A 20,241-nucleotide genomic window follows, 5' to 3' on the forward strand; every position below is an offset into this window, starting at 1 on the left:
TGGAGGACAGCGCTCCGGCACCTGCGGCGGACGCGGAGGAGGGTCGTGGGGCGGCAGCGTTGCCGTCATGACGATCCTCCTCGCGGACCCGCGGGTCCGCGCCGTACCGGTGGTCGAGTCCGGCGAGCCCCTCGTCCGCCTCGGCGCCGACCTCTCCCCCGCCGGCGCGCGCGTGCGCCGCGGCCTGGCCGAGCGCCTGCTCCGCGCCGACGCCGCGCTCCCCGCCGGGCTGCGCCTGCGGGTGGTCGAGGGGCACCGCAGCGCCGCCGACCAGCAGGCCATCATCGAGCGGTACGCCGCGCAGGTGCGCGCCCTGCACCCCGGTCTCGGCGCGGCCGATCTCGAGCGGCTCACCAGCCGGTTCGTCGCTCCGCTCGACGTCGCCCCGCACGTGGCCGGGGCCGCGGTCGACCTGACCCTGGTCGACGTCGCCGCCGAACCGGCCGGCGTCGAGCTCGATCTCGGCACCCCGATCGACGCGACCCCCGAGCAGAGCGGCGGCCGGTGCTTCACCGCGGCCGCCGACATCCCCGCCGCGGCCCGCGCCCGGCGCGACCTGCTCGCCCGGGTGCTCGGCGGCGAGGGCCTGGTGAACTACCCGACGGAGTGGTGGCACTGGAGCCACGGCGACCGGTACTGGGCGCTGGTCACCGGCGCCGCCCACGCCCTGCACGGCCCGCTCACCGAGGCGGTGGCGGCGTGAGCGCGACCTGTCCCACCGTCGCGGTCCCGGCGACCGCCGCGCGCCCCGTCCTCGAGGTCGACCTCGCGGCCGTCGGCGCCAACACCCGCCTGCTCGCCGACCGCGCCGGCGGGGCGCTGATGGCGGTCGTCAAGGCCGACGGCTTCGGCCACGGCGCGGTCGACGTCGCGCGCACCGCCCTCGCCCACGGCGCCACCTGGCTCGGCGTCACCGCGCTGGCCGAGGCGCTGCCGCTGCGGGCCGCCGGGCTGCGCGCGCCCGTGCTGAGCTGGCTCAACCCCGTGGGCGCCGACTGGGCGGCCGCGGTCGCCGCGGAGGTCGACGTGGCCGTGCCGAGCGCCGAGCACCTGACCGCGGTGGCGGCGGCGCCCGGCCGCGCCCGGGTCCACCTGCACGTCGACTGCGGCATGGCCCGCGACGGCGCGGCCCCCGCGAGCTGGTCGGGCCTGTGCGCCGCGGCGCGCCGGGCCGAACGGCGCGGCCTGGTCGAGGTCGTGGGCGTGATGGGCCACCTCGGCTGCGCCGAGACCCCCGGCGACACCTGCAACACCCACGGCCGCACCCGGTTCGCCTGGGCCCTGGAGACCGCCCGCGCCGCCGGCCTGCGCCCCGAGCACCGCCACCTCGCGGCCACCGCCGCCACCCTCACCGACCCCCGCAGCCACCACACGATGAGCCGGGTCGGGGCCGGCCTGGTCGGCATCGACCCCTCGGGGACGACCGCCCTGCGCGGCGCGCTCACCCTCACCGCCCCCGTCGTCTCGGTGCGCCGGGTGCCGGCCGGCTCGAGCGTCGGCTACGGCCACCACCACCGCACCGACCGGGCCACCCACCTGGGCCTGGTCCCGCTCGGGTACGCCGACGGGTTGCCGCGCGCCGCCTCCGGCCGGGCCGAGGTGCTCGTCCGCGGCGCCCGCCGCCCGCTGGTCGGCCTGCTCTCGATGGACCAGGCGGTCGTCGACCTCGGCGAGCGGCCGGTCGCGCCGGGCGAGACGGTCACCCTGCTCGGCCCTGGCGACGCCGGCGAGCCGACCGCCGCCGACTGGGCCCGGTGGGCCGGCACGATCCCGCACGAGGTCCTCACCGGGCTCGGCGCCGCCACCCGGCTCGGCACCCGCCTCGAGCGCCACGTCACCGGCGCCGCGCACCTGCGGGGCCTGGTGTGAGCGCGCGTGTGAGCGCGCGCGTGGCCGTCATCGGCGGCGGACGCAGCTGCGAGCACGACGTCTCGCTGGCCTCGGCCGCCTCTGTTGCGGGCGCGCTCGACCCGGCGACGTACGACGTGGTGCGGTTGACCATCGACCGCGACGGCTCGTGGCTCGACGGGCAGGGCGCGCGGCTCGACCTCGCCGGAGCCGTGGGCGTGCTGGCCGGCTGCGACGTGGTGCTCCCGGTGGTGCACGGCCCGCACGGCGAGGACGGCACGCTGGCCGCGCTGTGCGAGCTGGCCGGCCGGCCCTACGTCGGCTCGGGCGTCGGCGCGGGCGCGGTCGCGATGGACAAGTGGGTCACCAAGCTGGTCGCCGAGGCGGTCGGCATCGCCACCGCGCCCGGCCGCGTGGTCACCGCAACCACCGCCACGGGCCTCGCCTGGACCGGGCCGGTCGTGGTCAAACCGGTCGCCGCCGGCTCCAGCCACGGCGTCACCCTCGTCCGCGACCCCGGCGCGCTGGCCCCGGCCCTCGCGGCCGCGCTCGCCCTCGACGACCGGGTGCTGGTCGAGGAGGTCGTCGTCGGCCGCGAGGTCGACGTGGCGGTCCTGCGCCGCGCCGACGGCTCGCTGCTGGCCTCCCCCGCGCTCGAGATCGTCGTCGACGGGCTCTTCGACCTGGAGGCGAAGTACGGCGGCGGCGCCGACCTGCGTGTCCCCGCGGCGCTCGACGAGGTCGACGCCAAGGCGCTGGAGGAGGCCGCGCTGGCGACGTACGCCGCCCTCGGCTGCGACGGCGTCGCGCGGGTCGACTTCTTCCTCACCGCGGGCGGGCTGGTCCTCAACGAGGTCAACACCGTGCCGGGGATGACCGAGCACTCGCAGGTGCCGCGGATGTTCGCCGCCGCCGGCCTGCCCTACGCCGCGCTGCTCGACGAGCTCGTGCGCGCGGCGCTCGCGTGAGTGGGAGCCACCCGGCGCGGGCCGCGGCCCGGGCCGTGCCGGTGGCCCTCGCGGCCCTCGCCGTCCTGGCCGTGGTTCGATTGCGCGATCACGCGCTCACCTACCTGGCAGGAGGCCCGGCCATCGCGCTCCTCACGGCGGTCGTGCCGTCCTCGTGGCGGACCCGGACCAGCGTCGAGGCCCCGCTGCAGCGGCGGCGCGCGGCGTCCCCCGGCAGGGCGGCGGTGGCGGCATGAGGGACGTGCCCGCCTGGCAACGCTGGGCCCCGGACGCCGCGGCCGGCGTGGCCACGCTCGCCCTCGGCATCGTCGAGGTGCACGGCAACATCTACCTCGACGACGAGCGCCCGGCGGCGTACCTCCTCGTGCTCGCGGTCGCCGTCGGCGTCGGCCTGTCCCGGGCGCTGCCGGCTGCGGCGCTGGCGGCGGCGTGGTTCGCCGGGGTGGTGCAGGTGACCAGCGGGGTCGGCGCGCTGCTCGTCGAGGTCCTGCTCGCGGTGGTCGCCTTCGGCTGCGCGCGCTGGGGCAGCGCGGTGACGGTGTGGCTCAGCGCCCTCTCGATGCCGCTCGGCGCGATCATCGCCGTGCTCTGGCTCGACAGCGACCTGGTCTACCGCGCGCTGGAGATCGTCGGCGTGCGGATGCTCGCCGAGACGGCCTACCGCGGCGGGGACTGGCGGATCCCGGCGAGCCTGCTGATCTTCGCGCTGCTCGCGACGCCGTGGCTGCTCGGCCTCGCGCTGCGCTTCCTCGACCGGGCCCGCAGCTCGCGCGTCTCCCAGGTCGAGGCGGAGGCCGAGCGCGACCAGGCCGAGGAGATCGCCCGGCTCCAGGAGAGCCAGGCCCGGCTCGCCCGCGACGTCCACGACGTCGTCGGTCACTCGCTCGCGGTGATCCTCGCCCAGGCCGAGTCCGCGCAGTACCTCCCCGACGACGACCCCGCCGCCCACACCGCCGCCCTGAAGCGCACGATGGCCAACATCGCCACCTCCGCCCGCACCTCCCTCCAGGACGTCCGGCAGGTGCTGAGCGCCCCGGCCGGCGCCCCCGCGGCCGGCCAGCACGGCGACCTCGAGGCGCTCGTCGAGGGCGTCCGCGCCAGCGGTCACGAGGTCGTCTCCACCGAGGTCGGCGCCCCCCGGCCGCTGCCGCCGGAGCTGGAGGTCGTCGCCTACCGCGTGCTCCAGGAGATGCTCACCAACGCGATCCGCCACGGCCGCCGCGGCGAGCCCGTGCGCGTCGAGCGGCACTGGGAGGGCGAGCTGCGCCTGGAGGTCCGCAACGTCGTCGGCGACGCGGCCACCACCGAGGAGGAGACCCGCCCGCTCGCGCGCGTCGACCCCGCCGAGCTCGCCGCACAGGCGGGCGTCGGGCACGGGCTGGAGGGCATGCGGCGCCGGCTCGAGGCGGTCGGTGGCCGGCTCGACGTACGCCGCCGCGAGGAGCCGGGCGGGGCCACCTTCACCGCCACCGCGTGGGTCCCGCTGCGGGCGGGCCGGTGAGCGGCGTGGCCGCCGAGGAGATCCGGGTGCTCCTCGTCGACGACCAGGAGCTCTTCCGCGAGGGCGTGCGGGTCATCATCGACGCCCAGGCGGGCATGCGGGTGGTCGGCTCCGCGGGCGACGGCCTCGAGGCGGTCCGGCTGGTCGACGAGCTCGAGCCCGACGTGGTGCTCATGGACATCCGGATGCCGGAGATGGACGGCGTGGAGGCCACCCGCCAGGTCTTCTCCCCCGACCGCGCGGCCCGGCGGACCCGGCCGGTGCGCGTGGTGGTGCTGACGACGTTCAACCTCGACGACCGGGCGGCCACGGCGATCCGGTACGGCGCGAGCGGGTTCCTGCTCAAGGACACCACCCCGCTGATGCTGCGCGACGCGATCCGCACCGTGCACGCCGGGAACGCGGTGCTCGCCCCGCAGGACCTCTCCACGCTGCTCGACGGGCAGTTCCGGGCGCGGGCGGCCGTGCCGGCGGCGTACGGCTCGTTGACCGAGAAGGAGCGCGAGGTCTTCGCCGCCGTCGCGCGGGGGTTGTCGAACACCGAGATCGCCGGGCTGGTCTACGCCAGCGAGTCGACGGTCAAGACCCACGTCGGCGCGATCCTGCGCAAGCTCGGCCTGCGCGACCGCGTGCAGATCGTGGTCTTCGCCCACGAGCACGGCCTCGCCGGCTGAGCCCGCCGGGACGCCAACGAACCTGCGGGCCTCACCTACGCGGTCGGCCACCGCGGCACCTTCGAGACCGATCGGTCGTGGAACAGTGATCGCGTGACGCACACGACTGTCGCCAGCGAGGCTGGCGCTCGCGCGGACCTTGCCGCCCTTCCGGACCTCAGCTGGCGGCCCTTCGGTCGTGAGGACCTCCCAGCCATCGCCGAGTTCTATGCCGGGTGCGAGGCGCACGACCGCAACCCTGAGCGGCAGTCGCTCGCGGGGCTGCAGGAGTTCTGGGACTCGCCTCGATCACGCCCCGATGCGGACACCTTGGTCGGGTACGACCCGGACGGTCGGGTCGTCGCCACGGCGTGGGCTGGCTGCAACCGCGCCGTCACCGAGCAGCGAGGCGTCTACCTCGGTGGAGCCGTCCGCCCGGATCGCCGTGGCGAGGGCATCGGCCGCTCCGTCCTGCGGTGGGAGATCGCGCATGCCCTCGCGTGGGACCACGCCACGCGTCAGGAGGGCTACGGACCGCTCGCCATGCGCCTGTACGCACCATCCGACCAGGCCGATGTCCGGGATCTGGCCGAACGACATGGCCTGGCCGTCGAGCGCTACTTCTTCGAGATGTCCCGCCAGCTCGGCGACTCCCCGCAGGTGCCCGACCTCGACGACGTGGCCATCGTGGACTGGGACTCAGCACGCAGCCGAGAGACGCACCAGGTGGTCGACCGCGCGTTCCACGGCCACTGGGGCCACGTGGACCGGACCGATGAGATGTGGGACGAGGCCACGGGTTCCGAGGCCTTCCGGGCCGAGTGGTCCGTGCTGGCGATCGAGAGCAGCACCGGGACTGTCGTCGGCGCCGCCCTCAACTGCGCCTACGAGCAGGACTGGCGAGCGACAGGGATCCCTGAGGGGTACACCGATCAGCTGGCGGTGGCCCAGAGCCATCGCGGGCGAGGCATCGCACGTGCCCTCCTGCTGGAGTCCATGCGTCGCTTCGCTGTCTCGGGCATGCAGGCCGCAACGCTCAGCGTCGGCGCCGCGAACCCCTCCGGTGCCCTGCGCCTCTATGAGAACCTCGGCTACGAGCAGGCCTCCAGCACCTGCGCGTACGGGCTCGTGCGTCAGGCACAGCACTAGACCTGCCCCAGATCCGATCGGCGACCCGAGGGCGGCGGGCACAGGCCGCGGCCCGGCTCACGGAGTTTCGACGGCGCTCGCCGACGCCCGCCGGCGCTTGCTGCTCAACCAGCGGGAAGCGCTAGAAACCGAGCCGCTTCGGCGCGGACTCGCGGCGCACGACCTCGCCCTTGGCGTGCGCCGAGGCCTTGAGCTCGGCCTGGAAGTCGACCATCCGCTGCTGCAGCGCCGGGTCGGTGGCGGCGAGGATGCGCACGGCCAGCAGGCCGGCGTTGCGGGCGCCGCCGACCGCGACCGTCGCGACCGGCACGCCGGCGGGCATCTGCACGATCGAGAGCAGCGAGTCGAGCCCGTCGAGGTGGCGCAGCGGCACCGGCACGCCGATGACCGGCAGCGGGGTGACCGAGGCGAGCATCCCGGGCAGGTGCGCCGCGCCGCCGGCGCCGGCGATGATCACCGAGAGCCCGCGGCCGGCAGCCTCCTTGCCGTAGGCGAGCATCTCCTCGGGCATCCGGTGCGCCGAGACGACGTCGGCCTCGTGGGCGATGTCGAACTCCGCCAGCGCCTCCGCCGCGGCCTGCATCGTCGGCCAGTCGGAGTCGGACCCCATGACGATCCCGACGCGGGGACCGGTCGGCCCGGTCGGCCCAGTCGTGCTGCTCATCTCGCTCACTCGCTCTCGTTGCCGAGGTCGCCGCGGAACCAGGCGGCGGCGTGCCGCGCCCGCTCCAGGCAGTCCTCGAGGTCCTCGCCGTAGGCGTTGACGTGGCCGACCTTGCGGCCGGGTCGGGGCTCCTTGCCGTACAGGTGGACCCGCAGCTGCGGGTCGCGCGCCATCGCGTGCGGGTAGCCGTCCCAGAGCCGGCCGACCTCGGGGTCGGGGCCGCCGAGGATGTTGACCATCACCGTCCACCGCGCTCGGGGCGCGGGCGAGCCGAGCGGGAGGTCCATGACCGCGCGCAGGTGGTTCTCGAACTGGCTGGTGACCGCGCCGTCCTGGGTCCAGTGGCCGGTGTTGTGCGGTCGCATCGCCAGCTCGTTGACCAGGACCCGCCCGTCGGTGGTCTCGAAGAGCTCGACCGCGAGCACGCCGGTCACGCCGAGCTCGCCGGCGATCCGCAGCGCGACCTGCTGGGCGTGGGTCGCAAGATCCGGGTCGAGGTCGGGCGCCGGGGCGACCACCTCGTGGCAGATGCCGTCGCGCTGGGTGCTGGCCACGACGGGGTACGCCGCCGCCTGCCCGCTCGGCGCGCGGACGACCAGCGCGGAGAGCTCGCGGCGGAAGTCGACCCGCTCCTCGGCGAGGATCCGCACGCCGGTCTCCTCAGCGACCGCGAACGCCTCGGCGCAGGCCTCGGCCCAGCCGGCGGTGTCCTCGACGAACCACACGCCCTTGCCGTCGTACCCGCCGCGCGTGGTCTTCAGGACGCACGGGAGGCCGAAGGCCTCGACGTCCGCGGGGCCGGTCACGATGGCGTTGCGCGGGCAGTCCACGCCGAGGGCCGCGAGCCGCTCGCGCATGACGCCCTTGTCCTGGGCGTGCACCAGCGCGTCCGGGCCGGGCCGCACCGCGATCCCGTCGGCCTCGAGGGCGTGGAGGTGCTCGGTCGGGACGTGCTCGTGGTCGAAGGTGACCACCGGGCAGCCCGCCGTCACCTCCCGCAGCGTCGCGAGGTCGCGGTGGTCGCCGACCCGGTGATCGGGGATCACCTGCGCGGCCGAGACGCCGGGCGCCTCGGCGAGCAGCCGCAGGGGCAGCCCCAGGGCGATCGCGGGCTGGGCCATCATCCGGGCGAGCTGGCCACCGCCGATGACGGCCAGGGTGGGAGCGAGCTCAGGCACGTCGGAACCCTAGAGCAGCCGTCCGACAGCCCCCGCGCCCGGTCAGGCCGGCGGCTGGAGCTCGAACCGCAGGCCCTGGCCGCGGATCGTGGTGATCAGGTGCGGGCGGCGGCTGTCGTCGCCGAGCTTGCGGCGCACCCAGCCGAGGTGGACGTCGATGGTCTTGGAGGACGTCCAGAACGTCGTGTGCCACACGTCGCGCATCAGCTCGTCACGGGTGACGATCTCCCCGGCTCGCGAGATCAACGCCTGCACCAGGTCGAACTCCTTGCGGGAGAGGATGATTTCCTCCTCCCCCCGCCACGCGCGGCGGCTACTGGGATCGACGCGAACGTCCTGCACCTCGAACACACCCCCACGGTAGGCATGCGAAGGCCCGGACCGGGACGAAACGCCAGAAGGTGACACTGGCATCTTCCTGACACGAAACCCACCCGGAAGGGTGAGATCAGTCTTAATGTCTCCGGACGGCCAGCGGCTCGACGATCCCGAACCCGCGGACGGGTCGCGCTGGCAGCCGCCGGGTGTCGAACTGGTCCGGCGGCAGCAGCGCCGCGGTCGTCGCATCGACGATCACCCGGTTGCGGCGGGCGACCGCGGTGAGCCGGGCGGCCATGTTGACCGGCGGGCCGAAGACGTCGCCGAGCCGCATCACCACCGAGCCGGTCGCCAGCCCGAGCCGGACGTCGGGCATCCGCTGGTCGCGGCCGATGACGTTGATGATCCCCTCGGCGATGTCGTAGGCGCGGACCGGATCGTCGTTCACGAACAGCACCGAGTCGCCGATGCTCTTGATCATCCGGCCGCGCTGGATGGCCACGACGTCGGCGCAGCGGGACTCGAAGAGCTCGACGAGGTCGCCGATCCGCTCCTCGCTCAGCTGGTTGGACAGCGCGGTGAAGGAGACGATGTCGGCGAACCCGACGGTCAGCGTCGTGGTGTGCAGGTCGTCCTCCTCGCCGCCGAGCGCCTCGATCCGCGCGACGGCGGCAGCGAGGTGGCGCCGCCAGGCGTAGAGCAGCAGCTCCTCGAACGGCTGGCCGAAGTCCTCGAGGAAGCGCCGAGCGGAGCCGGCACGAGTGCCGGTGGCCTGGTCGCCCTGCTCGAGCTCGTCGATCCGGTTCACCATCGCGGTGACCTCCCAGTCGGCGAGGCGCGCCATGTTCTGCCCCACCGCCCGGGTGATGTTGACGGCCAGGTCGAAGTCGAAGAGCCCGGAGCGCACGCCGTCGACGAGCGTGGCGAGCGCGCGGCGGTCCGCGTCGGTGTACGCCGCCTCGTCGCCGTGCTCGGGGAAGCCCAGCGCGCGCCAGAGCCGCCGGGTCTCCTCCAGGCTCACCCCCGCCGCGTCGGCGACCTGGACGGCGTCGAACGCCGGCTCCTCGCCGAGGATGGCCGAGTGGAGCGTCATCGGCGTCTCGTCGACCGGGCCGGCACTGTCGTCCGACCGGGGGTCGGGGCTGTCGTCCGGCCGGGGGTCGGGGCTGTCGTCGGGGCGGGGGTCGGGCTGTCGGGGGGTCAGCTCAGGCACCTTCGTCGCGTCGGTCGGGGCGAGGGTCGTGGATGGCGTGGAGCAGGTCGTTGAGCCGGCGCTGCACGTCCTCGACCTGCGGGATGTCGGGCAGCCGCACCTGGCCGTGGGTGCTCGCGTCGCTGATCACCAGGGTGCCGCAGCCGAGCATCCGGTCGGTCAGGTGCAGCTCGATGGCCACGTCGCTGATCCGCGAGAGCGGGATGTCGTGGCCGCGACGGGTCAGCACGCCGGTGCGGGTCACCAGCCGGCGGTCGGTGAAGGCGTAGGACGCGGTCACCCAGCCGAGGAACGGCCACACGACGTACCGCAGCAGCACGACGGCGGCGACCGCCCACACGAACATCGTCACGAACCGGTTGTCGGCGACCACCTGCACGAACACCGCGGCCGCGAGCACGACCACGAGCACGAGGAGGGGTGCGAGGAGCGCCTTGACGTGCGTGCGCGTGCTCACCACGACGGTCTCCCCGTCGCTCAGCAGCTTCTGCGAGATGGCCACGCCCGGATCATGTCACCGATCACACCGGCGCCGCCCCGGTCTCCGCCCCGCGGGCGCTCAGATCGCCGCGCGCACGTGGACGACGTCGCCGGCGCCGACGGCGACGCGGCCGTCGGGACCCTCGACCACGAGGTGGCCCGAGGGGTCGATCGAGGTGGCCAGACCGGTCAGCACCGAGCCTCCGGGCAGCTCGACGCGGACCTCGCGGCCGACGGTGACGCAGGCGTCGGCGTACGACGCCGCCAGCCGCATCCCGGCGAGGTCGCCGCCGGCCTGCCAGGTGTCGTAGGACTCCCGCAGGCTGGCCAGGACGCCGACGAGGAGGGCGGTGCGGTCGGGGGCGCCGGCCTCCCCGGCCTCGATCGCCAGCGAGGTGGCGGTCGGCACCGGGAGCTCCTCGGCGGTCAGGCCGACGTTGATGCCGATGCCGACGACCGCGCAGGGCCCCTGCTCGGTCTCGATCCGCTCGACGAGGATGCCGGCGACCTTGCGGTCGCCGATGAGCACGTCGTTGGGCCACTTCACCCCGGCGTCGAAGCCGGCGGCCTTGAGCGCCTTGTCGACGGCGTAGCCGGCCAGGAGCGGCAGCCAGGGCCAGCTGCGGGTGGGTGCGGTCGGCCGCAGCAGCACCGAGAAGGTCAGCGCGGAGCGGGCCGGGGTCTCCCAGGAGCGGTCGAGCCGGCCCCGGCCGGCGGTCTGGTGCTCGGTGACGACGACGAGCCCCTCGGGGGCGCCGGCGCGGGCCCGCTCGGCGACCACGGCGTTGGTCGACTCCGCCCGGTCGACCACCTCCACCGACACGCCCGGGACCAGGTCCGGGCTGAGGGCGGAGAGAACGGTCTCGTCAAGGGATGGGCGCTCGGCCCGACTCACGGTCACGGGCACTACATTGACCCACGTTTCGACCACAACGCCAGCACCGACGCCGACGAGGAGACCCCCGGACCGTGAGCGCAGAGAGCACCGAACGTCCCGGGCAGGGGACCGACGTCCCCGCGGACATCGACCTGCACACCACGGCCGGGAAGCTGGCCGACCTCGACCGCCGTCTCGACGAGGCGGTGCACGCCGGCTCGGCCAAGGCGGTCGAGAAGCAGCACGCCAAGGGCCGCAAGACCGCCCGTGAGCGGATCGAGATGCTCTTCGACGAGGGCTCCTTCGTCGAGCTCGACGAGCTCGCCCGGCACCGCAGCACCGCCTTCGGCCTGGAGAAGAACCGACCGTACGGCGACGGCGTCATCACCGGTTACGGCACGATCGACGGCCGCCAGGTCTGCGTGTTCTCCCAGGACTTCACCGTCTTCGGCGGCTCGCTGGGCGAGGTCTACGGCGAGAAGATCACCAAGGTCATGGACCTGGCGATGAAGACCGGCTGCCCGATCATCGGCATCAACGAAGGTGCCGGCGCGCGGATCCAGGAGGGCGTGGTCTCCCTCGGCCTCTACGGCGAGATCTTCAGGCGCAACGTGCACGCCTCGGGCGTCATCCCGCAGATCTCGATGATCATGGGCAACTGCGCCGGCGGCCACGTCTACTCCCCCGCGGTCACCGACTTCACCGTGATGGTGGACCAGACCTCCGCGATGTTCATCACCGGCCCCGACGTCATCAAGACCGTCACCGGCGAGGACGTCTCGATGGAGGACCTCGGCGGCGCCCGGACGCACAACTCCAAGTCCGGCAACGCCCACTACATGGCCTCCGACGAGGAGGACGCGATCGAGTACGTCAAGGCGCTCCTCTCGTTCCTCCCGCAGAACAACCTCGACGAGCCGCCCGCGTTCGACGAGGTCGCCGACCTCGAGGTCAACGACTCCGACCGGTCGCTCGACACGATCATTCCGGACTCCCCGAACCAGCCCTACGACATGCACGACGTCATCAAGGCCGTCGTCGATGACGAGGACTTCGTCGAGGTCATGGAGCTGTTCGCGCCCAACATCCTCATCGGCTACGGCCGGGTGGAGGGCCGCCCGGTCGGCATCGTGGCCAACCAGCCGATGCAGTTCGCCGGCACCCTCGACATCGACGCCTCGGAGAAGGCCGCCCGCTTCGTGCGGACCTGCGACGCCTTCAACATCCCGGTGCTGACCTTCGTCGACGTCCCCGGTTTCCTGCCCGGCACCGACCAGGAGTGGAACGGCATCATCCGCCGCGGCGCGAAGCTGATCTACGCCTACGCCGAGGCCACCGTCCCGCTGGTCACCGTCATCACCCGCAAGGCCTACGGCGGCGCCTACGACGTCATGGGCTCCAAGCACCTCGGCGCCGACATCAACGTCGCCTGGCCGACCGCCCAGATCGCGGTCATGGGCGCCCAGGGCGCAGCGAACATCGTGCACCGCAAGACGCTCGCCCAGGTCGAGGCCGAGGGCGGCGACGTCGAGGCCCGGCGCGCCGAGCTGATCGACGAGTACGAGACCACGCTGGCCAACCCCTACATCGCCGCCGAGCGGGGCTACGTCGACGCGGTGATCCAGCCGCACGAGACCCGCTCCGAGGTCGTCCGGGCGCTGCGGCTGCTGCGCTCCAAGCGGGCCTCGCTGCCGCCGAAGAAGCACGGGAACATCCCGCTCTGATGGCCGCCGACGAGCAGACCACGGAGCAGACCCCGGGCCCGGCCGAGAGCGAGACCGAGCCGACCGCCGCGCAGCAGGAGCCGACCCGGCCCCTGCTGCGGGTGGTCAGCCCCCACGCCACGCCCGAGGAGATCGCGGCGCTGGTCGCCGTGCTCACCGCGGTCGGCGGCGTGGAGGCCGCCGCCCCGGCGCGCCGGCCGGAGTGGAGCGCCCCGCACCGCGGCGTACGACGCACGCACCCGCACGGCCCGGCGGGCTGGCGCTCCAGCACCCTGCCCCGCTGACCTCTCCCCCGCGCCGGCTCGGGCCTCTCGGACACCGGCGCGGGGCGGTCCGGCGATTCCGCCGCGGCCGAGGGCGACCTCCGCCACAATCCTTGAGGGGAAGTTGAGGTTCGCGGCGCCACCCCTTGAGGTCCGCCTCCGAGACTCGAAGACGACAAGACGACCGGGTCGGTGAACCGCCAGAGCGGCCCCGCACCACTGATGGGACGGCGCGTGGACGCGAACGACATGGGGTACGACCGGACCGGTCTCAGCACGGATGCCGCGCCTGGGCTCGACGACCCGCGCTACGTGCGGATGCCCGACCCCGGGCTCGAGGCGTACGCCACGGAGTTCCTCGACGCCGTCGGCGAGCTGCCCACCCTGCGCCCGACGGTCGGGTGCGTCATCCCGGCCTACAACGAGGCCGAGACGATCGCCGGCGTGCTGGACTCCCTGCTCCAGCAGACCCGGCTCCCCGACGTCATCCACCTCGTCGTCAACAACACCAGCGACGACTCCGTGGAGATCGCCAGCCACTACGCCGGCCCGCACACGCGGATGACCGCGAGCGGCGAGCAGAGCACCATCGTCTACGTCCACGACATCGGCAAGAACCCCGACAAGAAGGTCGGCGCGCTCAACTACGGCTACTCCCTCGTCGAGCACATGGACTACCTGCTCGGCGTCGACGGCGACACCACGCCGGAGCCGGACGCGATCGAGCACCTCGTCGAGGAGATCGCCAGCGACGACCGGATCGGCGGCATCTCCGCGATCTACTCCATCGACGACTCCGCGCTCGACGGGTGGATGGCGAAGTTCCTCATCGCCGGCCAGCGGGCGCAGTTCTCCGCGTTCAACATGCAGAACCTGCTCAAGGGCCGCAACATGGCGGTCCTCGGCGGCCAGTTCTCCATCTTCTCCACCCAGGCACTGCGCGACGTGATGCGCGACAGCCACCAGCGCACGCCGTGGGTCAGCGACTCCGAGGTCGAGGACTCCCTGCTCTCGCTGCAGATCAAGTCCGCGGGCTACCTCACCAAGATCTCGGCCCGGGCGCGCGCCCACGTGGGCGGCATGACCACCCTGCGCTCGCTCGACGCCCAGCAGGTGAAGTGGAACTTCGGTGCCATCGACCTGATGTGGCCCGGCCAGCGCGGCGACACCAAGGGCCAGCCGTTCCACCCGAACCTCCGGCTGCGGTGGTTCGAGCACCTCTCGATGGTGCTCAACATGACCAGCCGCATCATGTTCCTGGCGCTGCTCATCGGCGCGCTGACGATCGATGCGTTCGTCTTCCAGGCCTGGTGGCTCATCCCGCCGCTGGCCGCGGTGTGGCTGAACTTCCGGGTCGCCCACTCGATGGAGTTCGCCAACCGGCGCGACTACCTGTTCGTGCTGCTGGTCTTCCCCTCCGAGCTCTACATGTTCATCCGGATGGGCCACTTCGTCCGCGCCTGGCTGAAGTTCTTCAGCCGCCAGCAGACCGACAACTGGGCCGCCCAGGCCAAGGCCGAGCGCGGCAAGGGCATCGCGTGGACCTACCCGTTCGTCGCGCTCGGCATCTTCTTCGTGCTCGCCTGGATCGCCTGGCTCCAGGTCCCGATCCAGACCACCTCCGACCTCCTCCAGCTCGGCTGGCCGATCCTCGGCATCATCACCATCCTGCAGACCGCCTGGATGCTCATCAAGGCGTCGAAGCGCTACCGCGGCTTCAAGGCGTGACCCGCCCCGTGGCCCGCCCCCTTCCCCCCACCTCTCGGGAGACCACCACCATGTCCGTGTCCGCTGCCCGGCCCGCGCGCTCCTCGCGCGGGCTCCGCACCCTCGTCGCGGCCCTGGCCCTCGCCCTGGCCGGCTCGCTGTCCGGCTGCTCGCTGGTCGACCGGCTCGGCGGCCCGGACCCCGTCGAGGCGGAGAACCCGTCCGCCGCGGCCGCGCAGGCGGCGTACGACTCGCAGTTCACGCGGGACGGCACCTTCCAGTCCCACATCAAGATCGACGGGATGGACTTCGTCTACACGCTGTGGCCGACCAAGTCGACGCCGCGGACCAACGAGTGGTACCCGCGGGGCAACAAGTTCTTCTCCTTCACCTTCCAGGTCTACGACATGAACCGGAAGCTGCGGGACCCCTTCCGCACGAAGCGGAAGGCCTACCTGGGCAACATCAAGGTCACCTCGCGCACCATCACCACCGGTGGCGGCCAGACCCAGCGCCCCTACAAGCTGAACGCCGAGGCCTCCCGGATCACGTTCGACCCCGAGGCCGTCACGCACCCCGAGCACGGCATGCTCATCACCTCCCCCAAGGGCTCCTTCGAGATCCGCAACCAGAAGATCGGTCCGGTCTCCGAGGACACCCGCGGCATCGAGCTGACCTTCGTCGCCGAGGTCCACTACGAGCGCGCCCCCGGCTCCGGCCGGTTCGTCGCGAAGAAGATCAAGCAGACGGTCCCCATCGCGATCTTCGAGTCCGACACCCCCACCAAGGTCGGCAAGATCCCGATCAACGCCAACTGACCGCTCACCCCGCTGGTCGAGCAGCGAGCCCCGGCAGCCGCCCGCTGGTCGAGCAGCGAGCCCTGGCGAGCGTGTCGAGGCCCGGTGAGGTGCGCAGGGCCTCGGGGTGGTCGTCCGGCTGCCGGGTGGTGCGTTGTAGGGAGATCTTGAGACGGACGTGGTTGCGCGCCGCGGGGGTCGAGGCACCTGGGCGCGGTTGCTTGTCGGCTCGCGGTTGGCGGGGGTCGACCGCTGTGGTTGCGGTGGTCGGGAGCTGTGCCCTGCGTCCCGCTGGTCGAGCAGCGAGCCCTGGCGAGCGTGTCGAGGCCCGGTGAGGTGCGCAGGGCCTGGGGGTGGTCGTCCGGCTGCCGGGTGGTGCGTTGTTGAAGGACTTTGAGAAAGACGTGGTTGCGCGCCGCTGGGGTGCGGGTGCTTGGGCGCGGTTGCTTCTCGGCCCACGGTGGGCGGGGGTCGACCGTTGTGGTTGCGGTGGACGAGGGATGCGACTTCGTCCCGCTGGTCGAGCAGCGAGCCCTGGCGAGCGTGTCGAGGCCCGGTGAGGTGCCTGGGGCCTAGTGGTCCCCGGCTGCTCACGGTGGTCGGGGCGCGTCCGGCTGCCGGGTGGTGCGTTGTAGGGAGATCTTGAGACGGACGTGGTTGCGCGCCGCGGGGGTCGAGGCACCTGGGCGCGGTTGCTTGTCGGCTCGCGGTTGGCGGGGGTCGACCGCTGTGGTTGCGGTGGTCGGGAGCTGTGCCCTGCGTCCCGCTGGTCGAGCAGCGAGCCCTGGCGAGCGTGTCGAGGCCCGCTGAGGTGCGCAGGGCCTCGGGGTGGTCGTCGGGCTGCCGGGTGGTGCGTTGTAGGGAGATCTTGAGAAGGACGTGGTTGCGCGCCGTCGTGGTCGAGGCACCTGGGCGCTGTTGCTTCTCGGCTCGCGGTTAGCGGGGGTCGACCGCTGTGGTTGCGGTGGTCGAGGGATCGGACTGCGGGGCGGGTCTGACTGGTCGGCCTATGTCCTTCGATGGAAGGCGACCTTGCCGTCGGGGAGGTGGGTGGTCTCGAAGGCTGGGTCGTGGATGCGGGCGTGGTGACGCGGACAGAGGTTCCGGGCGTTCGCGAGATCCGTCTTGCCGCCACTGGACCAGGGTTGGTCGTGGTGGGCGTGGCAGAGGTGGGCGGGCCAGTCGCAGCCCTCGGCGGTGCAGGTCGGCTGGGTGAGGTTGAGCCCGCGGCGCTGGGCGCCTGAGAAGAGTCGCGTCCTACGGCCGAGGTCGAGCAGCTCAGACCTGGTGCCAAGGACGGCCGGGATGAGTCCGGCTTCGCATGCGAGGCGCCTGGCGGTGGCGGCAGAGATGACGTCGCCGTCGTCCAGCACTCCCGGCGCGAGGCCACCGACGAGAGACTCGTGATCGATGGTGACGACGACGGTGGCGTTGAGGCCGCCGAGCTTGGGGAGCGTGTCGGTGGGAAGCCGTTCGAGGAGCTCGCAGAACGCATCCCCCATCCGCTCCGGAGAGAGCCGCCGCTCCACCTGCTCGACCTGCTCAGCCTCGGGCTCGTCGCCTGCCGCCTTCGTGGCGGCTTGGTGCTTCGGCGCGGCGTACGCGAGGAGGGTCTTGTGCAGCATCGCGGCGTCCAGCTCGGGGATCGAGAACTTCCCCCGCACCGAACCCTTGCCGTCCGGGCACATCGTCAGCCACGCGTTCGCGCGAGCCTCACGTTCCTCCCGCTCCAGGGCGCGGGCGTCGCGGGCCTCACCGACCTCGGGGGCGACCACGGTGAGGACGTGCTTGGCGAGCACCGCCAGCGTCTTCGGGTCGAGGTGGGCGGCCTCGCGCAGGAGGTGCTGCTCGGCCCGCGCCGGGACGCTCGGGTCCTCCAGGTCCTCGGGCAGCCGGTCCACACACGAGGTGATGACCCGGGCGTGGTCTACCGAGATCGCGCCCTCGACCAGCGCAGCCGACGTGGGCTCGTGCCGGTCCAGCGATTCCGCGAGCCGGGCCCGGCCCTTCGCCACCCGCCGCTCCTGCCGGGTCCGATGCGCCCACCACGAGGCGGTGTCGGTCGCCCCGGCCCGTTCACCGGCATGCCGACGGTCGGCCTCCGCGACCAGGCGGAGTGCGAGGGCATCGGCCTGCGCGCGGAGCTTCTCGGCCTCCAGGAGGGTGGCCTCGACGTCCTCGTCCGACATCGACCACAGGTCCGCTGTGGCGGCTGCGCGGGTCTTCTTCCGGGACTTCGCGACAGCCCGGCACACGGTGTGCGCGTGGTGTCTCGAGTCCTTGGCCATGGGTCTACTCAAGCACTCACCGCCGACAGTCAAAGCGGTGTTTCCCCAGGTCAGGCCGCATGTCGAGACGCCAGTTCAACCAGTTTCACGACCCGTTCCAGCGATCCGAAACATGGGTCCGAAGGGCGACCCGCATGGGTGATCGGCGGCGGTTGTTTCATCAAGGGATGCAGCCGAGCCGCCACTTCCCCGTGCGAGCTCACCGTGGGGAGTGACGGTTGACCTGCATACCTTGATGAACCAACCTGCCCCGCCGCCGCGCCCGGACGACCAGGAGCAGGGTCAGGCGGTCTCGGCGAGGCGGTAGCCGACGCCGCGGACGGTCTCGATGAAGCGCGGGACGGCGCCGTCGTCGCCGAGCTTGCGGCGCAGGTTGCTGATGTGGACCTCCACCGAGCGCTTGTCGGCCTCGTTGACGAAGTAGGAGGTGACGTACTGCTGGCCGCGCATGGTGAGAACGAGGTCGGCCTTGCTGCGCACGCGCCGGCCGGTGCCGAGCAGCGAGGCGAGCAGGTCGAACTCGGTGCGGTTCAGGTCGACCGCTCCCCCACCGACGGTGACGACGCGGCTCTCGTTGTTGAGCGCGAGCCCGTTGAAGCGCACCCACGACCCGTCGGCCGACGGGCCACCCGCGGCAGGAGCCGGGGCCGGCGCGGCGTGCGCGCCACCCGCCGGGGCCACGGGGGGCGGCGCGTACGCCGGGGTCGGGGCCGGCTGGTAGGTCTGCGGCGCGGGGGGCTGCTGGACCGGCGACGGCTCGTAGGCCGCCGGCGGCTGGTAGGGCTGCTGGTACGGCTGGGTCGCCGGGGCGGGCGGGGCCGGCGGCGGGGGCGCCTGCACGTGCGGCTGGTACGCCGGCTGCACGGGCGGCGCGACCGGCTCGGGCTGCTGCAGCGGAGCCGGCTGCGCGGGCTCGCCGGTGCGCACGGGACGCAGGCCACCGCTGCCCTGGGTCAGGTCGCGGGCGGCGGCCGCGGCCCACGACTCCTCCTGCACCGGCGCCGGCGGAGCGGCCGCGGCGGCCGGGGCGGCGTCGGCGCCCTCGGCCCAGCCGACCGGCTGGTCGGCGCGGGCGCGGGGCCGGCGGAGCATGGAGTCGGCGCGGGCGCGGAGCTCGCGAGGGCGGAACGGCTTGACGAGGTAGTCGTCGGCGCCGGCCTCGAAGCCCTGGACGACGTCGATCTCGTCGGCCAGCGCGGTGATCATGATCAGGTAGGTGTTGCTGAACTCCCGCAGGCGCCGCGCGACGGCGAAGCCGTCCATGCCCGGCATGTTCACGTCGAGGGTCGTGATGAGCGGGTTGTGCGCCCGCACCGCCTCGACCCCGGAGGGCCCGTCAGGCGCCACGACGGTCGAGAAACCCGACTGCGTGAGCACGATGTCGATGAGGTCTCGCACGTCCGGGTCGTCCTCGATGATCACCGCGGTCCACGCGTCCCCCTGCATGAGGTAGACCCTAACAACGGCTCGAGCCAACCGGTCGCCAACCATGGTGAGCCGGACGTCCGATCCCCCCGTTCCGGCCCACAACCGGCCCCCGACCGGCCCCCGACCGGCCCACAACCGGGCGGCGAAGGGGTCAGGAGGCCCCGATCAGCTCCAGGGCCCGCTGGGCCCAGAACTCCCCGGCGGGCGGCCCGCCGTTGCACTCGCCGTCGCTCTCGCCGGGCGGCTTGACCCACAGGTAGGCGTCCAGGCCGGTGCCGTCGTCGACGTACCCCGGCTCCTGCCCGAGCGCCTGGCCGGGCGGGTTGCACCAGTCCTCGGGCGGCGAGCCGGCGCCGTTGCGGCCGCTGTCCACGACGTAGTGCGTCCCGCCGACCAGCCCGCTGAGCCGCTCGGCCCAGGCGACCTCGTCGGGGTCGGTCTGGTAGTTCGAGACGTTGGTGGCGAACCCGCGCACCTTGTCCACGCCGACCTCGCGGAGCAGCGCGGCGACCTTCCGCGCCGGGACCCAGCCCGAGTGCCCGCCGTCGACGTACGTCGTCACGCCGGCCGCCGCGAGGGCGTCGACGGCCCGCGCGAGCAGGTCGACGCGCTCCTGGCGGCGGTCGCACTCGACCGCGGAGGCCAGCGCGTCGGGCTCGAGGACGACCGCGGCGGCGTAGGGGGCGGCCGCGGTGGCGATCTCCTGGACCCACGGGACGTAGCTGCCGACGTCCAGGCCGCCGCTGGAGTAGCCGCCGGTGCAGTCGCGGTCGGGGATGCCGTAGACGACCAGCAGCGGGACCCGCCCGGCCTCGTCGGCGGCGGCGAGGACCGCGGAGACGTACTGCCCGACCGCGCCGGGCGGCCGCTCCTCGGGGGTCACCCAGATGCCCTGGGGCACCTGCGCCAGCTCGGCGAACGCGGCCGCCTCGTCGGCGCGGCCGTCGGCCTCGGCCTGCCAGGCGGCCTGCCCGGTCCGGGAGTCGGGGTCGACGTACTGCGGCTGCTCGGCGAACCGGTTGCGCTCCTGCGGCCCGAGCTCCCACGGGCCGAGGTGCTGGGCGCGGGCGACGAGGACGCCGACCACCACGAGCACCACCACGACGACGAGCGCCCCGGCGGCGAAGGGCAGCGCCCGCGGGGCGCGAGTGGTTCCGTCTGGCACGCGGTCATTGTGCCGTCCGG

General features: G+C 73.4%; 19 protein-coding genes. 10 read left to right on the forward strand and 9 right to left on the reverse strand.

Annotation, left to right across the window (positions count from 1 at the left end):
• Positions 1–67: 67 nt before the first annotated feature.
• The 6 genes from HPC71_RS16355 to HPC71_RS16380 all read left to right on the forward strand — a co-directional run bounded on the left by HPC71_RS16355 (position 68) and on the right by HPC71_RS16380 (position 6,119).
• Positions 68–703, forward strand: coding sequence for a M15 family metallopeptidase (locus HPC71_RS16355; RefSeq protein ID WP_154614744.1), 636 nt, complete (start codon positions 68–70; stop codon positions 701–703).
• Positions 700–1,869: an alanine racemase gene (gene alr, locus HPC71_RS16360; RefSeq protein ID WP_171896932.1), complete on the forward strand. Its 1,170-nt coding sequence runs from the start codon at positions 700–702 to the stop codon at positions 1,867–1,869. The genes HPC71_RS16355 and alr overlap by 4 nt, the downstream gene beginning before the upstream one ends.
• Positions 1,870–1,877: 8 nt before the next feature.
• Positions 1,878–2,816, forward strand: a complete 939-nt coding sequence (locus HPC71_RS16365; RefSeq protein WP_171896933.1) for a D-alanine--D-alanine ligase family protein — start codon at positions 1,878–1,880, stop codon at positions 2,814–2,816.
• A gap of 232 nt (positions 2,817–3,048) precedes the next feature.
• The gene (locus HPC71_RS16370) at positions 3,049–4,317 is read left to right on the forward strand and encodes a sensor histidine kinase (protein ID WP_154614743.1); all 1,269 of its coding nucleotides are present in this window, start codon (positions 3,049–3,051) and stop codon (positions 4,315–4,317) included.
• Positions 4,290–4,991 carry a response regulator gene (locus HPC71_RS16375; protein WP_253943750.1) on the forward strand — a complete coding sequence of 234 codons (702 nt, stop codon included), beginning with the start codon at positions 4,290–4,292 and terminating at the stop codon, positions 4,989–4,991. Before HPC71_RS16370 ends, HPC71_RS16375 begins: the two co-directional genes overlap by 28 nt.
• Positions 4,992–5,084: 93 nt before the next feature.
• Positions 5,085–6,119 carry a GNAT family N-acetyltransferase gene (locus HPC71_RS16380; protein ID WP_154614742.1) on the forward strand — a complete coding sequence of 345 codons (1,035 nt, stop codon included), beginning with the start codon at positions 5,085–5,087 and terminating at the stop codon, positions 6,117–6,119.
• 121 nt (positions 6,120–6,240) lie between these two features.
• Here HPC71_RS16380 and purE read toward each other — a convergent pair whose 3' ends face one another.
• The 6 genes from purE to HPC71_RS16410 all read right to left on the reverse strand — a co-directional run bounded on the left by purE (position 6,241) and on the right by HPC71_RS16410 (position 10,795).
• The gene (purE, locus tag HPC71_RS16385; protein WP_154614741.1) at positions 6,241–6,783 is read right to left on the reverse strand and encodes a 5-(carboxyamino)imidazole ribonucleotide mutase; all 543 of its coding nucleotides are present in this window, start codon (positions 6,781–6,783) and stop codon (positions 6,241–6,243) included.
• Positions 6,784–6,788: 5 nt separating this feature from the next.
• Positions 6,789–7,961 carry a 5-(carboxyamino)imidazole ribonucleotide synthase gene (locus HPC71_RS16390; protein ID WP_171896934.1) on the reverse strand — a complete coding sequence of 391 codons (1,173 nt, stop codon included), beginning with the start codon at positions 7,959–7,961 and terminating at the stop codon, positions 6,789–6,791.
• 42 nt (positions 7,962–8,003) lie between these two features.
• Positions 8,004–8,312 (reverse strand): winged helix-turn-helix domain-containing protein, encoded by a 309-nt coding sequence (locus HPC71_RS16395; RefSeq protein ID WP_171896935.1) that lies wholly within the window; start codon positions 8,310–8,312, stop codon positions 8,004–8,006.
• Between the two features lie 103 nt (positions 8,313–8,415).
• On the reverse strand, positions 8,416–9,372 hold the full coding sequence (locus HPC71_RS16400; RefSeq protein WP_154614739.1) for an adenylate/guanylate cyclase domain-containing protein: 957 nt from the start codon (positions 9,370–9,372) through the stop codon (positions 8,416–8,418).
• A gap of 112 nt (positions 9,373–9,484) precedes the next feature.
• The gene (locus HPC71_RS16405; RefSeq protein ID WP_171896936.1) at positions 9,485–9,994 is read right to left on the reverse strand and encodes a PH domain-containing protein; all 510 of its coding nucleotides are present in this window, start codon (positions 9,992–9,994) and stop codon (positions 9,485–9,487) included.
• 57 nt (positions 9,995–10,051) lie between these two features.
• Positions 10,052–10,795 (reverse strand): biotin--[acetyl-CoA-carboxylase] ligase, encoded by a 744-nt coding sequence (locus HPC71_RS16410; RefSeq protein WP_253943751.1) that lies wholly within the window; start codon positions 10,793–10,795, stop codon positions 10,052–10,054.
• Positions 10,796–10,941: 146 nt separating this feature from the next.
• Between HPC71_RS16410 and HPC71_RS16415 the strand changes: the two genes are divergently transcribed.
• The 4 genes from HPC71_RS16415 (at position 10,942) to HPC71_RS16430 (ending at position 15,361) form a co-directional block, all read left to right on the forward strand.
• Positions 10,942–12,573, forward strand: coding sequence for an acyl-CoA carboxylase subunit beta (locus tag HPC71_RS16415; RefSeq protein ID WP_171896938.1), 1,632 nt, complete (start codon positions 10,942–10,944; stop codon positions 12,571–12,573).
• Entirely contained in the window at positions 12,573–12,857 is a 285-nt protein-coding gene (locus HPC71_RS16420) for an acyl-CoA carboxylase subunit epsilon (RefSeq protein WP_154614737.1), read from the forward strand. Before HPC71_RS16415 ends, HPC71_RS16420 begins: the two co-directional genes overlap by 1 nt.
• Before the next feature lie 213 nt (positions 12,858–13,070).
• Positions 13,071–14,564, forward strand: a complete 1,494-nt coding sequence (locus tag HPC71_RS16425) for a glycosyltransferase family 2 protein (protein ID WP_253943752.1) — start codon at positions 13,071–13,073, stop codon at positions 14,562–14,564.
• Between the two features lie 50 nt (positions 14,565–14,614).
• Entirely contained in the window at positions 14,615–15,361 is a 747-nt protein-coding gene (locus HPC71_RS16430) for a hypothetical protein (protein ID WP_154614736.1), read from the forward strand.
• Between the two features lie 986 nt (positions 15,362–16,347).
• Here HPC71_RS16430 and HPC71_RS16435 read toward each other — a convergent pair.
• The 3 genes from HPC71_RS16435 to HPC71_RS16445 all read right to left on the reverse strand — a co-directional run bounded on the left by HPC71_RS16435 (position 16,348) and on the right by HPC71_RS16445 (position 20,221).
• Positions 16,348–17,628, reverse strand: a complete 1,281-nt coding sequence (locus tag HPC71_RS16435; RefSeq protein WP_154614735.1) for an HNH endonuclease signature motif containing protein — start codon at positions 17,626–17,628, stop codon at positions 16,348–16,350.
• Positions 17,629–17,910: 282 nt separating this feature from the next.
• Positions 17,911–19,074: a winged helix-turn-helix transcriptional regulator gene (locus tag HPC71_RS16440; protein WP_154614734.1), complete on the reverse strand. Its 1,164-nt coding sequence runs from the start codon at positions 19,072–19,074 to the stop codon at positions 17,911–17,913.
• A 133-nt stretch (positions 19,075–19,207) separates the two neighbouring features.
• Positions 19,208–20,221, reverse strand: a complete 1,014-nt coding sequence (locus tag HPC71_RS16445) for a glycoside hydrolase family 6 protein (protein ID WP_154614733.1) — start codon at positions 20,219–20,221, stop codon at positions 19,208–19,210.
• Positions 20,222–20,241 lie beyond the last annotated feature (20 nt).

This window comes from Nocardioides marmotae (genome assembly GCF_013177455.1).
Classification (GTDB): Bacteria; Actinomycetota; Actinomycetes; order Propionibacteriales; family Nocardioidaceae; genus Nocardioides; species Nocardioides marmotae.

Coding starts and splice junctions, on each gene's coding strand:
- HPC71_RS16355 (WP_154614744.1), top strand. CDS start 68: ATGACGATCCTCCTCGCGGACCCGCGGGTCCGCGCCGTACCGGTGGTC.
- HPC71_RS16370 (WP_154614743.1), top strand. CDS start 3,049: ATGAGGGACGTGCCCGCCTGGCAACGCTGGGCCCCGGACGCCGCGGCC.
- purE (WP_154614741.1), bottom strand. CDS start 6,783: ATGAGCAGCACGACTGGGCCGACCGGGCCGACCGGTCCCCGCGTCGGG.
- HPC71_RS16400 (WP_154614739.1), bottom strand. CDS start 9,372: ATGACGCTCCACTCGGCCATCCTCGGCGAGGAGCCGGCGTTCGACGCC.
- HPC71_RS16420 (WP_154614737.1), top strand. CDS start 12,573: ATGGCCGCCGACGAGCAGACCACGGAGCAGACCCCGGGCCCGGCCGAG.
- HPC71_RS16430 (WP_154614736.1), top strand. CDS start 14,615: ATGTCCGTGTCCGCTGCCCGGCCCGCGCGCTCCTCGCGCGGGCTCCGC.
- HPC71_RS16435 (WP_154614735.1), bottom strand. CDS start 17,628: ATGGCCAAGGACTCGAGACACCACGCGCACACCGTGTGCCGGGCTGTC.
- HPC71_RS16440 (WP_154614734.1), bottom strand. CDS start 19,074: ATGCAGGGGGACGCGTGGACCGCGGTGATCATCGAGGACGACCCGGAC.